Raw genomic sequence first — 14,058 nt, 5'->3', positions numbered from 1 at the left:
GCAAGAAAAGGCCGGCCATGCCAGCCCATGGGGGTGTTTACTGCGGCAGGGCCGGATAGCTGGTGGTGGACGGTGCGGCCGGCAATTCGGGCTGCGGCTTGGCCTTGGCCTTGGCCTTCTGGCTGTCGGTGAAGCTCTGCAGCTTGTCGGACGAGGCCTCGAGGTTGCGCGGCTTGTAGACCTTGCCGTCGCTCATGCGCTCGACAAACTCGGCTTCGCTGGGCAGGTTCTCGGCACCCTCGATGCGGGCCAGGGCATCGCCCTCGAAGAACACGGCGACGGCGTATTTCTGCGGCTCCACGCCCTTGCGGTGCTGCGCGGTAAACACGTAATCCCAGCGGTTGGCGCGGAACATGTCGGTCAGCAGCGGAGTGCCCAGCACCTGGCGCACCTGCTCGCGGCTCATGCCGGGCTGCAGCACCGAAACCTGCTCGCGCGAGACGAAGTTGCCCTGCAGCACTTCGGGTTTGTAGACAGCGCACCCGGCCAGCAGGGCCGTGCCCAGCGCAATGGCGGAGGCAGCGGTGAGCCAGCGGCGGGGAAGGCGTGCAGGGTTTTGTGCGGGCATGGTCATCCGTCCTGAAGGAAAGTAATATGATGGCGGTTCGGCCTGCGGAACATTGTAGCGGGTGCGCCCCCGGGTGCAGGCATGCTGCTGTTACAGCATTTTGCCGCTTCCCGCCTCCGCCGGCATCCCGTCAGCCCCCGAACCCTCCGCAGCAGCTCGCATGGACAGCAACATCGAAGAAATCAAGAGCACGGGCCTGAAAGCCACCGGGCCGCGCCTGAAGATCCTGGAGATCTTCCAGACCACCCAGCAGCGCCACATGAGCGCCGAGGACGTGTTCCGCCAGCTGATGACGGAAGGCTCCGACATCGGCCTGGCCACCGTGTACCGCGTGCTCACCCAATTCGAGCAGGCCGGCCTGCTCACGCGCAACAGCTTCGACAACGGCAAGGCCGTGTACGAACTCAACCAGGGCGAACACCACGACCATCTGGTCTGCCTCGACTGCGGCCATGTCGAGGAGTTCTTCGATCCCAAGATCGAGCAGCGCCAGAACGTGATTGCCCGCGAGCGCGGCTTCGAGCTGGCCGACCATGCGCTGAGCCTGTACGCCCACTGCCGCAAGGCAGACTGCCCCAACGCCGCCGAGAAGAAGGGCAGCTGAGCCGCGCTCACGGCCGCTGTCTGAAAAATTCACGAAAGTCCCTGCTGCTGCCAAGGCCGCTCTGGCTTAGCATTGCGGCATGGCCCAGCTTCCCGAACCCTCCCTGAACGCGCTGCGCGATCGCATCCTGGCGGCCGTGGCCGATGGCGCCACCCTGCGCATCCGCGGCGGTGGCAGCAAGGACAGCCTGTGTCCGGCAACGCCCGCTGCCGCCCCGCTCGACACGCGCGGACACAGCGGCATCCTCAGCCATGAACCCGGCGAACTGGTGCTGACGGCACGCGCCGGCACCCCGCTCGCCGAGGTGGAAGCGGCGCTGGCGCAGCATGGGCAGGCTCTGGCCTTCGAGCCGCCCCGGCTGGGGAGCAGCCTCGCCGGTACGCTGGGCGGCGCTGTTGCCAGCGGCCTGAGCGGTCCGGCCCGCGCCAGTGCCGGCGCGCTGCGCGATTTCGTGCTGGGCGTGCAGGCGCTCAACGGCAAGGGCGAAGCACTCACCTTCGGCGGCCAGGTCATGAAGAACGTGGCCGGCTATGACATCAGCCGCCTGCTGGCCGGCTCCTGGGGCAATCTGGCCGTGCTGACCGAAATCTCCCTCAAGGTGCTGCCGCTGGCGCCGGCCGAGGCGACGCTGGCCTTTGCCCTGCCGCAACAGCAGGCGCTGGACCTGCTCCACACCTGGGGCGCGCAGCCGCTGCCGCTGGATGCCAGCCGCTGGCAACAGCTGGAACACGGCCCCTGCCTGCATCTGCGCCTGCGCGGTGCCCGCGCCGCCGTGGACGCTGCCGTGCGCATGATGACCGGGCAGCATGGCGCCACGCTGGTGCAGGCCGACGCCGCCCGCGACGGCTGGACTGCCTGCCGCGACCAGCTGCTCGATTTCTTTGCCCGGCCACCGCAGCCGGACTGGGGCCTGTGGCGCCTGTCCGTGCCGCAGGTGACACCGGCCTTCGCCCATGTCTGGCCCACGCTGGTCGAATGGCATGGCGGCCAGCGCTGGCTGTGGGCTCCCTGCGACGCACGGCAGGCCACCGCCCTGCACGCCCTGGCCGATTCGGCCGGCGGCCACGCCATGCTGTGGCAGTTGCCGGCAAGCCATGCGGGCAGCGGTGACATCGCCACGGCCAGCCTGCCCCGCCAGGCGCCGCTGCCGGCTACCCTGCAGCGCATCCACCAGGGCCTGAAACAGGCCTTCGATCCGCATGGCGTTTTTGCCGACGGCCAGGCATTCTGATGGGGCCGCACATGAAAGGCCTGCAAGGCTTCACCATCCTGCTGATCCTGCAGGGCGCCGGCGAGATGATCGCGCGCCTGCTGCACCTGTCCCTGCCGGCGCCCGTGATCGGCATGATCCTGCTGCTGCCCTGCCTGGCCTGGAAGCCGCTGCGCGAACCGGTGCAGGTCTGCTCGGAATTCCTGCTGTCGCACCTCTCCCTGCTGTTCGTGCCGATCAGCGTGGGCGTGGTGAGCCAGCTGCCCCTGCTGCAGGAGTACGGGGCACGCATTGCGCTGGTGCTGGTGCTGTCCACGCTGCTGGGCCTGGCCGCCACCGCCTGGGTGCTGCGCCTGCTGCTGCGCCCGTCTGCCAAGGCCTCCGCGGAGAACGGCCATGAGTGATTTCGTCGCCTTCTTCACCTATCTGTCGAGTACGCCGCTGTTCGGCCTGGCGGCCACGCTCAGCGCCTACATTCTCGCGGTGACCATCTACACCCGGCTCAACTACAACCCCTGGGCGAATCCGGTGCTGTGGTCGGTGGTCACGCTGATCGCCCTGCTGCTGATCACGAAAACCCCCTATCCGCGCTACTTTTCCGGCGCGCAGTTCATCCACTTCCTGCTCGGACCGGCCGTGGTCGCGCTGGCCTGGCCGCTGTGGGTGCGGCGCGAGGTACTGGCGCGCCATGCCCGGCCGCTGCTGCTGGCGGCGGTGATCGGCGGCGCGGTGGGATCGGGCGCTGCCGTCGGCATGGGCTGGTTGCTCGGCCTGCCGCCCTCGGTGTTGCTGTCGCTGGCACCCAAGGCCATCACGGCGCCGGTGGCCATGGGCATTGCGCAATCCATCCAGGGCATTCCCGAACTGGCCGCGGTTTTCGTGCTGACCACCGGCCTGATCGGCGCCATCCTCGGAAGCTATGTCTTCAAGCTGATCGGCGAACACCAGTGGCCGGTGCAGGGCTTTGCCTTCGGCACCCAGGCCCACGGCTTCGGCACCGCCCGGGCGCTGCAGCTCAATGCCGAGGCCGGCGCCTATGCCGGCCTGGCGCTGGGCCTGCAGGCCCTGCTCGGCTCGCTGCTCATCCCCCTGATCCACACCCTGTTCCGCTGACGCCATGCAGACCACGCTTGCGCCCGAATTTGCCAACACGCCCGAAGGCCGCGAGGCGGAAGCCATCCTGCGCAAGTGCGTGCACTGCGGCTTCTGCAACGCCACCTGCCCCACCTACCAGCTGCTCGGCGACGAGCTGGACGGCCCGCGCGGCCGCATCTACCTGATGAAGCAGGTGCTGGAAGGCAGCACGCCGACCCGCGCCACGCAACTGCACCTGGACCGCTGCCTGACCTGCCGCAACTGCGAAACCACCTGCCCCAGCGGCGTGCAGTACGGGCATCTGGTCGACATCGGCCGCAGGATCGTGGACGAGCGCGTGCCGCGCCCGGCCGCCGAACGCGCACTGCGCTGGACGCTGAAGGAAGGCCTGCCCTCGCCACTGTTTGCGCCGGCCATGCGCCTGGGCCAGACGGTGCGCGGCCTGCTGCCCGCCAGCCTGCGCGCCAAGGTGCCCGAGCGCAGCCCGGCCGGCCACTGGCCCGTGCGCAACCATGCACGCAAGATCCTGCTGCATGCCAACTGCGTACAGCCGGCCATGCAGCCCGGCATCAACGCCGCCACGGCGCGCGTGCTCGATGCAGCCGGCATCCAGACCCTGCTGGCGCCGAACGAGGGCTGCTGCGGGGCGGTGCGCTTTCACATGAATGACCAGGACGGCGGCCGGGCCCAGTTGCGCGCGCTGATCGACGCCTGGTGGCCGCTGGTGGAGGGTCGTGACGGGCAGGCCGGTGTGGAGGCCATCGTCAGCAACGTCTCGGGCTGCGGACTGATGCTGAAGGAAAGCGCCCATGTGCTGCGCCATGATCCGGCCTATGCGGACAAGGCCGCTCGCATGGCGTCGCTGCTGCGCGACCTGAGCGAAATGCTGCCGGAACTGGCACCAGCGCTGCTGGCCGCGCACCCGGATGGCCTGGGCCGGGGGCGCTCGCTGGCCTACCACCCGCCCTGCACGCTGCAGCATGGCCAGCGCGTGCGCGATACGGTGGAAACCTGGCTGCCGCGGCTGGGCTTCGCGCTGCAGCGCGCCGCCAGCGAGGCGCACCTGTGCTGCGGCTCGGCCGGCACCTATTCGGTAACGCAACCGGAACTGTCACAGCAATTGCGCGACCGCAAGCTGGGGCAGCTGCAGGGACGCGGGGACGTGATCGTTTCCTCCAACATCGGCTGCATCACGCATCTGCAATCGGGCACAGCCACGCCGGTGCGCCACTGGATCGAGGTGCTGGATGCGGCACTGGGAGGACAGCCCGATTTGTAAATCATTGTGCGTATCTCAGGGTTTGTCTGACACATGATTGCCATACATCGTTCATACAATGCCGGCCAACGAAGCCACCAGCGTTGTGGCACACCTGATCTGGAGACCCCATGAAACTTCGCACGCTTGCATTTGCACCCACCACGCGCGCCCTTGATGCGCGCATCGGCAAGATCCTCCGCACCACGGCCAGCGCCTGGTTCGTGGCCCTGGCCGCCAGCGCCTGATGACGCACGGATGCGCTGTGGTCTGACACGCCGGCGCATCCATCACGGCGAACATGACACCCAGGGCAGCATGCGGCTGTCCTGACCGGCAGGGTCCTCCTGCCCTGCCTCTGCCCAGCGAGGTGCCGTCATGCCACTGCGCCGTACTTCCTCCCTCTCTTCCCTGCTGCTGTATCTGGCCGTCGTGCTGGCAAGCGCCTTCACCTATCTGTGGCTGACGCTCGAAGACAGGCACAGCGCCAGTGCGTTGCACGCAATGGCTGCACAAGGTCTGGCCGCGCCGGATCTGGCGGGCGAAGAGGCCGTGGCGCTGGCTGACTGAGTCTCAGTGGCTGCTGATCGCCGCCATCAGCGCTGCCGACATCACCAGGGCACCCCCCACAAAGACCTGCATCGTCAGTTGCGCCGTGCCCATGGCGGCGGCTGAAACGGCGGCAAACAGCACTTCCAGCAGCATGATCAGCGACATGGTGTGCGCCGACAACCGCGCCGAACCGTATTGCAGCGCGGTATTGCTGATGACGAAACCCATGCTGAACACGACGACCAGCGCCATCCAGCCAAAGGCCAGGGGCGGCAGTGGCGAGACCCCCAGTTGCCCGGTAGCCAGCGCCGTGGCCGCGGTGGCCGTGCCCAGCACAATGCCGCCGATGAACATGGCATAGACGCGCGATTCCGGCGGCGTATCGGCCGTGCGGTTGAGCAGCACATTGGTGGCGGCAAAGAACAGCCCGCCCAGCAGCGCCAGCACATCGGCCAGGCTGGACGGCCACGGAAAGCGCCAGTCGGCCCAGTTCGTGCCCTCGGGCTGCATCACCAGCGTCACGCCCGCCAGCGCCACCACCACGCGCACCGCCGCCATCAGCGTAGGCCGCTCGCCCAGCCACCACCAGGACAGCAGCACCGCCCACACCGGCATCAGGTAGAACAGGATCACCACGCGGATCACGTCGCCCACCGTCACCGCCCAGTTGAAGCAGGTGTTGGTCAGCCCCGCGGCCAGCATCAGCCACCACAGGTCGGCGCGCTCCAGCAGCAGCTTCAGCGGCCAGCGCCGCCACAGCAGCATGGCCAGCACCGGCACGCTGTACATCAGCACCGTGGCCCAGAGCGGATGCAGGCCGCGCGCCTGCAACTGGTGCAGCGGCCACCACGAGAGCCCCCAGATCAGCGCATTGAGCGCAATCGCCAGGGAGGGAAGAAGCGGGCTGGGGGAATGGCGGCGCATGGGAACGGGAAGTTTCAGCCACGCATGGCTGCACACGGGGAGAAGGGCATGCTTAGTGGGGGTGGTGGCTCTTGTCTTCGCGCGCCAGCGTGAGCAGGGCTTCCACTTCCTTTGGGTAGCGCTGCAGATTGCTGCGGTACCAGCGCTGGATCAGCCACATGGTGGTCGCCACGATCAGACCGAAGCCGGTGATGGCACCGAAGGCCGTCAGCCCCCACTTGGTGGACAGGCTGTAGAGGAAGCCGAAGGCCAGGATACAGGCCTGCTCGTTGAAGTTCTGCACCGCGATGGAGCGGCCGGCGCCCATCAGATTGTGGCCACGGTGCTGCAGCAGCGCATTCATCGGCACCACCATGAAACCGCCAATGGCGCCCAGCACGATCAGGAAAGGCACGGCTACCCACAGGTCGCGCACGAAGATCAGGCAGATCACCAGCAGGCCCATGATGGTGCCCAGCGGCATCACCTTGGGCGCCATGTCCAGACGCATGCGCATGGAGGCGATCACCGCGCCGGCGGCAGTGCCGATGGCCACCACACCGACCAGGCTGGAGGCCTGCGTCACGCCATAGCCGAGCGCTGCGGCGGCCCAGGCCAGCACGATGTAACGCAGATTGCCGCTCACGCCCCAGAACAGCGTGGTGGTGGCCAGCGAGATCTGGCCCAGCTTGTCGTCCCACAGGCGACGGTTGCAGCTGCGGAAATCGGGCAGCAGCGAGAACAGATTGCGCGGCAGCGGCCGCATGGCCACGCCGGTGAGTGGAATGCGCGTGTTGATCCAGGCGGCGATGGCGTAGATCAGCACCAGCACGCTGATGGCAGCCTCGGGCGGGGTGTCGATGCCGGTCTCGATCAGGGGGACGTCCACGGCCAGCAGCCAGGGGGCGATGTGCGGCCCGATCAGCTGGCCGCCGAGCAGCACGCCCAGGATGATGGAGGCAATGGTGAGCCCTTCGATCCAGCCATTGGCCTTGACCAGTTGCGAGGGTGGCAGCAGTTCGGTCAGGATGCCGTACTTGGCCGGCGAATATGCGGCCGCGCCAAGACCCACCACGGCGTAGGACAGCAGCGGATGCGAGCCGAACAGCATCATCAGGCAGCCGATCACCTTGATGGCATTGCTGTAGAACATGACGCGCCCTTTGGGCTGGGCGTCGGCAAAGGCCCCCACGAACGGCGCCAGCAGCACGTAGAACAGCGCGAACATGGGCACCAGCGCGGCCTTCTGCCAGTCGGCGGCATCGCTGCTCTTGAGCAGGGCGACCGCTCCGATGAACAGCGCGTTGTCGGCCAGCGAACTGAAGAATTGCGCGGCCATGATGGTGTAGAAGCCGCGTTTCATGCCTGGGTCTGCTCCATCCTGCCGGGTATCGATTGAACTCTCAAAGGCAACCTCAGTCCTGCCTGCATCCTGTGCGTATGGGATTGCCGGCCGGGACGTAGGCCGGCCGGAAACTGCGTCTCCATCCCCTTGTGGGGCTGCCCATAGTATCCGCTATTTGCATGGCAGTTCCGGATGCCGCACAGAAATTCACGTGTGGCAGCAGCGGTGGCTGCAGGGGCGGATAATGCAGCATTCTCCCCGTTGTCCGCCTGTTGCCATGCCACGTCCGATTCAAGCCCTGATCCATACCGATGCCCTGAGCCACAACCTGCAGCGCTGCCGCCAGGCGGCGGGCGACAGCAAGGTGTGGGCCGTGGTCAAGGCCAATGCCTACGGCCATGGCATCGAGCGCGCCTACGAGGGCCTGCGCGGCGCCGACGGCTTTGCGCTGCTGGACCTGGCCGAGGCCGAGCGTATCCGCGCGCTGGGCTGGCGCGGGCCGATCCTGCTGCTGGAGGGCGTATTCGACCCGCGCGATCTGGAACTGTGCTCGCGCCTGGGCCTGTGGCACACGGTGCACAGCGACGAGCAGCTCGACATGCTGGCCGGCCACAAGACGCTGCAGCCACACAAGGTGTTCCTCAAGCTCAACAGCGGCATGCAGCGGCTGGGCTTTGCGTCCGAGCGCCTGCGCGCGGCCTACGCGCGCCTGCAGGCGCTGCCGCAGGTGGACGATATCGGGCTGATGACGCACTTTGCCACGGCCGATGTGGCAGTGCCGGGCATCGCAGCCGCCCTGCAGGTGTTCCAGACCGCCACGGCCGAACTGCCGGGCGAGCGCAGCGTGTGCAACAGCGCGGCGCTGCTGCGCCATCCGGCGCTGGCCGAGCAGACCGACTGGGTGCGCCCGGGCATTGCGCTGTATGGCAGCAGCCCGGACTATCCGGACCACTCCATCGCCCACTGGGACCTGAAACCGGCCATGAGCCTGCGCAGCGAGCTGATCAGCGTGCGCGAACTGCAGCCGGGCGACCAAGTGGGCTATGGCGCGATCTTCACCGCCGAGCGGCCGATGCGCATCGGGGTGGTGGCCTGCGGCTATGCCGATGGCTATCCGCGCGTGGCACCGACGGGAACGCCGGTGCTGGTGGCGGGGCATCGCAGCCGCACGCTGGGGCGCGTGAGCATGGACATGCTGGCGGTGGATCTGAGTCCGGAGAGTACGGCGATTCCGGCGGATTGCACCGTGGGAGTCGGCACGGAGGTCACGCTGTGGGGCACTGCTTCCTGCGGGGCCGTACTGCCGATCGACGAGGTGGCGGCCAGTGCGGGGACGCTGGGCTACGAGCTGATGTGCGCGCTGGCACAGCGGGTACCGGTCGCGGTGGCGGAATAAACCGGCATCGCGGCAGGGCCCTCCAGGGGCAAGACGCGCAAAGCCCGCACAACAGGGCTCCGTATGGTCGGCCCCGTTTCCTCATACCAAGAGGCAATGCAGCAGCGCCGATTACCTGAACTGCCGATGCTGCAAAGCCGGCAATTGCTGCCGCATTTCCTGCATCAGCGCCCAGTCGCAATCCGCCACCACCACGCCTTCGCCTTCGGCCAGCTGGTTCAGCACCTTGCCCCAGGGGTTGATGATCAGGCTCTGGCCCCAGGTGCGGCGGCCATTCTCGTGGTCGCCGCCCTGTGCCGGTGCCAGCACATAGGCCAGGTTCTCGATGGCACGTGCGCGTAATAGGATTTCCCAGTGCGCCTGCCCGGTGGTAAAAGTAAAGGCGCTCGGCACCAGCAGCAGGTCAGCGCCCAGCTGACGGTACAGTTCGGGAAAGCGCAAGTCATAACAGGTGCTCAGGCCGATGCGCCAGGTGTTGCCATCGACCGAGGACAAGTCGAAGGTGACCGGCTGAGAACCACCCTGCTGCACGCGCGATTCGTCGTAGCTCTCGGCCCCGCGCGAGAAGGCAAACAGGTGGATCTTGTCGTAGCGTGCCACCTGCTCGCCCTGCGGGTTGAACACCAGTTGCGTGTTGGTCACGCGGCGCTCGTCCGCCGTTCGCAGGGGGATGCTGCCGCCCACCAGCCACATCTTCAGCGCGCGCGCCTGCTCGCTCAGGAAGCGCTGCAGCGGCCCTTCGCCCGGCGCCTCGGCAATGCCGATCTTGTCCTCATCACGCTGTCCCATCAGGCAGAAGTATTCCGGCAACGCCACCAGCTCGGCACCCTGCGCCGCGGCCTGCTCCAGCAGGCGCTGGGCAACCAGCAGATTGTCGTCCACAACGATTCCCGAAACCATCTGGATGGCAGCGACTTTCATGGCAATACTCCGTAGCGTGTTCTGCCCTCCAGTGTAGCCAGCGGCGCATGAAAAAACCGGCCTGCTTGCGCAAGGCCGGTTCTTCAGCGGATCAGGAAAACGCTTACTTGGCGCTCACGACCTTGACCATCTCCAGGCACTTGTTGGAGTAGCCCCACTCGTTGTCGTACCAGGACACGACCTTCATGAAGGTGCCGTCCAGGGCGATGCCGGCTTCGGCGTCGAAGATGGAGGTGCGTGCGTCACCGCGGAAGTCGGTGGCGACTACCTTCTCGTCGGTGTAGCCCAGAATGCCCTTCATCTTGCCTTCGGACTGGGCCTTCATTTCGGCGCAGACTTCTGCATAGGTGGCGGGCTTGTCCAGTTCCACGGTCAGGTCGACCACGGAGACGTCGGACGTGGGCACGCGGAAGGACATGCCGGTCAGCTTGCCCTTCAGTTCGGGCAGCACCACACCCACGGCCTTGGCAGCGCCCGTGCTGGAGGGAATGATGTTTTCCAGGATGCCGCGGCCGCCGCGCCAGTCCTTGTTGGAGGGGCCGTCCACAGTCTTCTGCGTGGCGGTGGCAGCGTGCACGGTGGTCATCAGGCCGCGCTTGATGCCCCACTTGTCGTTCAGCACCTTGGCGATGGGCGCCAGGCAGTTGGTGGTGCAGGAGGCGTTGGAGATGATGGCCTGGCCAGCGTAGCTGCCGCAGTTCACGCCATGCACGAACATCGGGGTGTCGTCCTTGGACGGAGCGGACATGATCACCTTCTTGGCGCCGGCGTCGATGTGTTTCTGGGCGGCTTCCTTGGTCAGGAACAGGCCGGTGGATTCGATCACCACATCGGCACCAACTTCCCCCCACTTCAGGTTGGCCGGATCCTTCTCGGCGGTCAGGCGGATGGTCTTGCCGTTCACCACCAGGTTGTTGCCGTCCACTGCCACCTCGCCCTTGAAGCGGCCGTGCACGCTGTCGTACTTCAGCATGTAGGCCAGGTAGTCGGGCTCCAGCAGGTCATTGATGCCAACGATCTCGATGTCGTTGCCGAAGTTTTCAACGGCTGCGCGGAACACGCAGCGACCGATGCGGCCGAAGCCGTTGATGCCTACCTTGATTGCCATTTGCTTTCTCCTTGGAACTTGAAACTGAAAAAACCGGATTTATGCCTGGAGCGCGGCCTGCACCGTGGCAGCCACGTTCTCGGCGGTGAAGCCGAAGTGCTTGAACAGCACGCCGGCTGGAGCCGACTCCCCGTAGGTGTCGATGCCCACCACTGCAGCGCAGCCGTACTTCCACCAGAAGTCGCTCACGCCCATCTCGACCGCGACGCGCGGAACGCCGGAGGGCAGCACGCTCGCCTTGTACTCGGCATCCTGGCGGTCGAAAGCGGTGGTGCTGGGCATGGACACCACGCGTACCTTGATCTTCTGCTCGGCCAACTGCTGCTGCGCGGCCAGCGCCAGCTGCACTTCGCTGCCGGTGGCGATGATGACCGCCTGCGGCTTGCCGCCCTCGGCCTCGGACAGCACATAGGCGCCCTTGTGGATGATGCTGGCGTCTTCCTTCTTCGCGTAAGGCAGGTTCTGGCGGCTCAGCAGCAGCGCCGTGGGGCGCTCGTGGTTCTGCAGCGCGGCGGCCCAGGCCACCACGGTCTCGGCCGTGTCGCACGGGCGCCAGACGTCCAGGTTCGGGATCAGGCGCAGGCTGGCGGCGTGCTCGATCGACTGGTGCGTCGGGCCGTCCTCGCCCAAGCCGATGGAGTCGTGCGTGAACACGTGTACCACGCGCTGCTTCATCAGCGCGGCCATGCGGATGGCATTGCGACTGTAGTCGCTGAAGGTAAGGAAGGTGCCGGCGTAGGGGATGTAGCCGCCATGCAGCGCCACGCCGTTCATGATGGCGGCCATGCCGAACTCGCGCACGCCGTAGTTGATGTGGAAGCGCAGCGACAGCGGCGCATCGTCGGCCTTGACCTTGATCGCCGGCAGTTGCGGCGCCGTGCTGCTCGTGGCTTCGTCTTCTTTGCCCAGCACGCTGTTGTCGCGCGCGAAGTGCTCGTCACGCGCCACCTGCAGCGGCGGCAGCACCACACTGCCGTCGTCCCCGAAGCGCATCGGATTCGTGAACGAGGTGTTGGTCAGGTTGGAGCCGGTCAGGTCGGCCGAGCCGCCCAGCAGTTCGGGCATGGCGGCGGTGAAGGCTTCCAGCGCCAGCTGGCTGGCCTTGCGGCTGGCCACGGTTTCGGCCTTGTCGTTGGCCGTCACGGCCGTGTCGATGGCGAGCTGGGCAAAGCTGTCGGGCAGCTGGCCGTTCATGCGGCGCAGGAATTCGGCGGCCAGCACCGGATAGGCGTTGGCGTAGGCAGCAAAGGCCTTGTCCCACTCGGCCTGGGCCCTGGCGCCGGTCTTCCTGGCATCCCAGCCGGCGTAGACTTCGGCCGGAATCTCGAACGGCGCATGCTCCCAGCCCAGCGACTCGCGCGTGAGCGCGATTTCGGCAGCGCCCAGGGGCTCGCCGTGGGCCTTGGCCGTATCCACACGGTTCGGGCTGCCCTTGCCGATATGGGTCTTGCAAATGATCAGCGTCGGCTTGCTCTGGCTCTTCTTGGCTTGTGCAATGGCGGCCGACACGGCAGCCGCATCGTGACCATCCACCGGGCCGATCACGTTCCAGTCATAGGCCTGGAAGCGCTGCGCGGTGTTGTCGATGAACCAGGGAGCGACCTTGCCGTCGATGCTGATGCCGTTGTCGTCGTACAGCGCGATCAGTTTGTTCAGCTTCCAGGCGCCGGCCAGGGCGCAAGCCTCATGGCTGATGCCCTCCATCAGGCAGCCGTCGCCCAAGAACACATAGGTGTGATGGTCGACGATGGTGTGGCCCTTGCGGTTGAATTCGGCCGCCAGCAGCTTCTCGGCCAGCGCCATGCCCACGGCGTTGGTCACGCCCTGACCCAGCGGGCCGGTGGTGGTTTCCACGCCGGGGGTGATGCCCACTTCGGGGTGGCCGGCGGTCTTGCTGTGCAGCTGGCGGAAGTTCTTCAGCTCTTCCATCGGCAGGTCGTAGCCGGTGAGGTGCAGCAGCGCGTAGATCAGCATGGAGGCGTGCCCGTTGGAGAGCACGAAACGGTCGCGGTTATGCCACCTGGGATCGACGGGATTGTGGCGCAGGTGCTGGCCCCACAGGGCAACTGCCATGTCGGCCATGCCCATGGGCGCGCCGGGGTGGCCGGAATTGGCCTGCTGCACGGCGTCCATGGCGAGTGCACGAATGGCATTGGCCAGGGTGGCGGCCGGTACGGAGGAGGTCATTGGCGGGGCTCCGGAAGGGAGTGGGATGGGGTAAAGACCCGTTATTTTAGCCTCCCTCTCCGTTTTCGGGAGTTTCCCCAGTGCCGGTGACGTCTTGAAGCGGCCGTGATGTGTCACATAGGCCTCATTACAATCGCGGCATGCTGCCCTCGACCCCTTCCCTCGCTCCCGCCCAGGCCATGTTGCTGGCCGCCGGCCGCGGCAATCGCATGCGCCCGCTCACCGATGCCACGCCCAAGCCCCTGCTGGAGGTGCATGGCCGGCCTCTGCTCGAGTGGCCGATGCGTGCGCTGGCGACACAGGGGGTCAACCGGGTGCTGGTCAATACGGGCTGGCTGGGCGCGCAAATTCCGGCACGCTTCGGTGCGCTTTACCGCCATGATGGCGGCCTGCCACCCACGCAGTTGCACTATTCGGAGGAAGAGGCCGACTTCGGCTTTGCTCTGGAGACTGCTGGCGGCATTGCGCGTGCCTTGCCCCGGCTGGAGGACGGCTTCTGGCTCGCCGCCGGGGATGTGTATGCGCCGGATTTCGTGTTCGATGCCGACGCACGCGTCCGCTTTCTGGCCTCTTCGGCACTGGCCCATCTGTGGCTGGTGCCGAATCCTGCGCACAACGCCGTCGGCGATTTTGCGCTCGCGCCGGACGGGCTGCTGCATGCCACAGCCGCAGACGATGGCAATCTTCCCCGCTACACCTACAGCACCATCGGCCTGTTCCGCCACGCCCTGTTTGCACCCCCCTGGTGCAGCATCCCGCCGGGCAACCCGCAGGGTGCCGTAGCCCCTCTCGCGCCCCTGCTGCGCGCCGCGATGGCGCAGGGTCTGGTCACGGGCAGCCTCTACACGGGCCGCTGGACGGATGTGGGCACGCCCGAGCGGCTCGCAGAACTCAACGCCACCCCGCGCTGA

14 protein-coding genes are annotated in these 14,058 nt (G+C 66.9%); 8 read left to right on the top strand and 6 right to left on the bottom strand.

Annotation, left to right across the window (positions count from 1 at the left end):
* Positions 1 to 37: 37 nt before the first annotated feature.
* On the bottom strand, positions 38 to 568 hold the full coding sequence (locus KKQ75_RS11445; protein ID WP_250131078.1) for an outer membrane protein assembly factor BamE: 531 nt from the start codon (positions 566 to 568) through the stop codon (positions 38 to 40).
* 160 nt (positions 569 to 728) lie between these two features.
* Here KKQ75_RS11445 and fur point away from each other — a divergent pair, with 160 nt between their 5' ends.
* The 6 genes from fur (at position 729) to KKQ75_RS11415 (ending at position 5,305) form a co-directional block, all read left to right on the top strand.
* Positions 729 to 1,172 (top strand): ferric iron uptake transcriptional regulator, encoded by a 444-nt coding sequence (fur, locus tag KKQ75_RS11440; protein ID WP_213362306.1) that lies wholly within the window; start codon positions 729 to 731, stop codon positions 1,170 to 1,172.
* A gap of 79 nt (positions 1,173 to 1,251) precedes the next feature.
* Positions 1,252 to 2,403: a glycolate oxidase subunit GlcE gene (gene glcE / locus KKQ75_RS11435; protein ID WP_213362304.1), complete on the top strand. Its 1,152-nt coding sequence runs from the start codon at positions 1,252 to 1,254 to the stop codon at positions 2,401 to 2,403.
* Positions 2,404 to 2,414: 11 nt separating this feature from the next.
* Positions 2,415 to 2,786, top strand: coding sequence for a CidA/LrgA family protein (locus tag KKQ75_RS11430; protein ID WP_213362303.1), 372 nt, complete (start codon positions 2,415 to 2,417; stop codon positions 2,784 to 2,786).
* Positions 2,779 to 3,495 (top strand): LrgB family protein, encoded by a 717-nt coding sequence (locus KKQ75_RS11425; protein ID WP_213362302.1) that lies wholly within the window; start codon positions 2,779 to 2,781, stop codon positions 3,493 to 3,495. The genes KKQ75_RS11430 and KKQ75_RS11425 overlap by 8 nt, the downstream gene beginning before the upstream one ends.
* A gap of 4 nt (positions 3,496 to 3,499) precedes the next feature.
* A complete protein-coding gene (glcF, locus tag KKQ75_RS11420; protein WP_213362301.1) occupies positions 3,500 to 4,756 on the top strand; it encodes a glycolate oxidase subunit GlcF in 1,257 nt (418 codons plus the stop codon).
* Positions 4,757 to 5,113: 357 nt separating this feature from the next.
* Entirely contained in the window at positions 5,114 to 5,305 is a 192-nt protein-coding gene (locus tag KKQ75_RS11415) for a hypothetical protein (RefSeq protein ID WP_213362300.1), read from the top strand.
* Between the two features lie 3 nt (positions 5,306 to 5,308).
* Here KKQ75_RS11415 and KKQ75_RS11410 read toward each other — a convergent pair whose 3' ends face one another.
* Together KKQ75_RS11410 and lplT are read right to left on the bottom strand one after the other, a co-directional pair.
* A complete protein-coding gene (locus KKQ75_RS11410) occupies positions 5,309 to 6,211 on the bottom strand; it encodes a DMT family transporter (protein WP_213362299.1) in 903 nt (300 codons plus the stop codon).
* 52 nt (positions 6,212 to 6,263) lie between these two features.
* A complete protein-coding gene (gene lplT / locus KKQ75_RS11405; protein ID WP_213362297.1) occupies positions 6,264 to 7,553 on the bottom strand; it encodes a lysophospholipid transporter LplT in 1,290 nt (429 codons plus the stop codon).
* Between the two features lie 259 nt (positions 7,554 to 7,812).
* On the opposite strand from lplT, the gene alr reads away from it, so the two are divergent.
* Positions 7,813 to 8,931 carry an alanine racemase gene (gene alr / locus KKQ75_RS11400; protein ID WP_213362295.1) on the top strand — a complete coding sequence of 373 codons (1,119 nt, stop codon included), beginning with the start codon at positions 7,813 to 7,815 and terminating at the stop codon, positions 8,929 to 8,931.
* Between the two features lie 111 nt (positions 8,932 to 9,042).
* Here alr and KKQ75_RS11395 read toward each other — a convergent pair whose 3' ends face one another.
* From KKQ75_RS11395 to KKQ75_RS11385, 3 genes are all read right to left on the bottom strand, one after another.
* Positions 9,043 to 9,852 carry a carbon-nitrogen hydrolase family protein gene (locus KKQ75_RS11395; protein WP_213362294.1) on the bottom strand — a complete coding sequence of 270 codons (810 nt, stop codon included), beginning with the start codon at positions 9,850 to 9,852 and terminating at the stop codon, positions 9,043 to 9,045.
* A gap of 103 nt (positions 9,853 to 9,955) precedes the next feature.
* Complete coding sequence (gap, locus tag KKQ75_RS11390; protein ID WP_213362293.1) at positions 9,956 to 10,960, bottom strand: type I glyceraldehyde-3-phosphate dehydrogenase; 1,005 nt, start codon at positions 10,958 to 10,960, stop codon at positions 9,956 to 9,958.
* Positions 10,961 to 10,999: 39 nt separating this feature from the next.
* Positions 11,000 to 13,147 (bottom strand): transketolase family protein, encoded by a 2,148-nt coding sequence (locus KKQ75_RS11385; protein WP_213362292.1) that lies wholly within the window; start codon positions 13,145 to 13,147, stop codon positions 11,000 to 11,002.
* 140 nt (positions 13,148 to 13,287) lie between these two features.
* On the opposite strand from KKQ75_RS11385, the gene KKQ75_RS11380 reads away from it, so the two are divergent.
* On the top strand, positions 13,288 to 14,058 hold the full coding sequence (locus KKQ75_RS11380; protein ID WP_250131077.1) for a nucleotidyltransferase family protein: 771 nt from the start codon (positions 13,288 to 13,290) through the stop codon (positions 14,056 to 14,058).

This window comes from Brachymonas denitrificans, assembly GCF_907163135.1.
Lineage (GTDB): Bacteria > Pseudomonadota > Gammaproteobacteria > Burkholderiales > Burkholderiaceae_C > Brachymonas > Brachymonas denitrificans_A.
The sequence above is the reverse complement of the archived record's forward strand: the minus strand, read 5'-3'. Positions and strand labels throughout refer to the sequence as shown.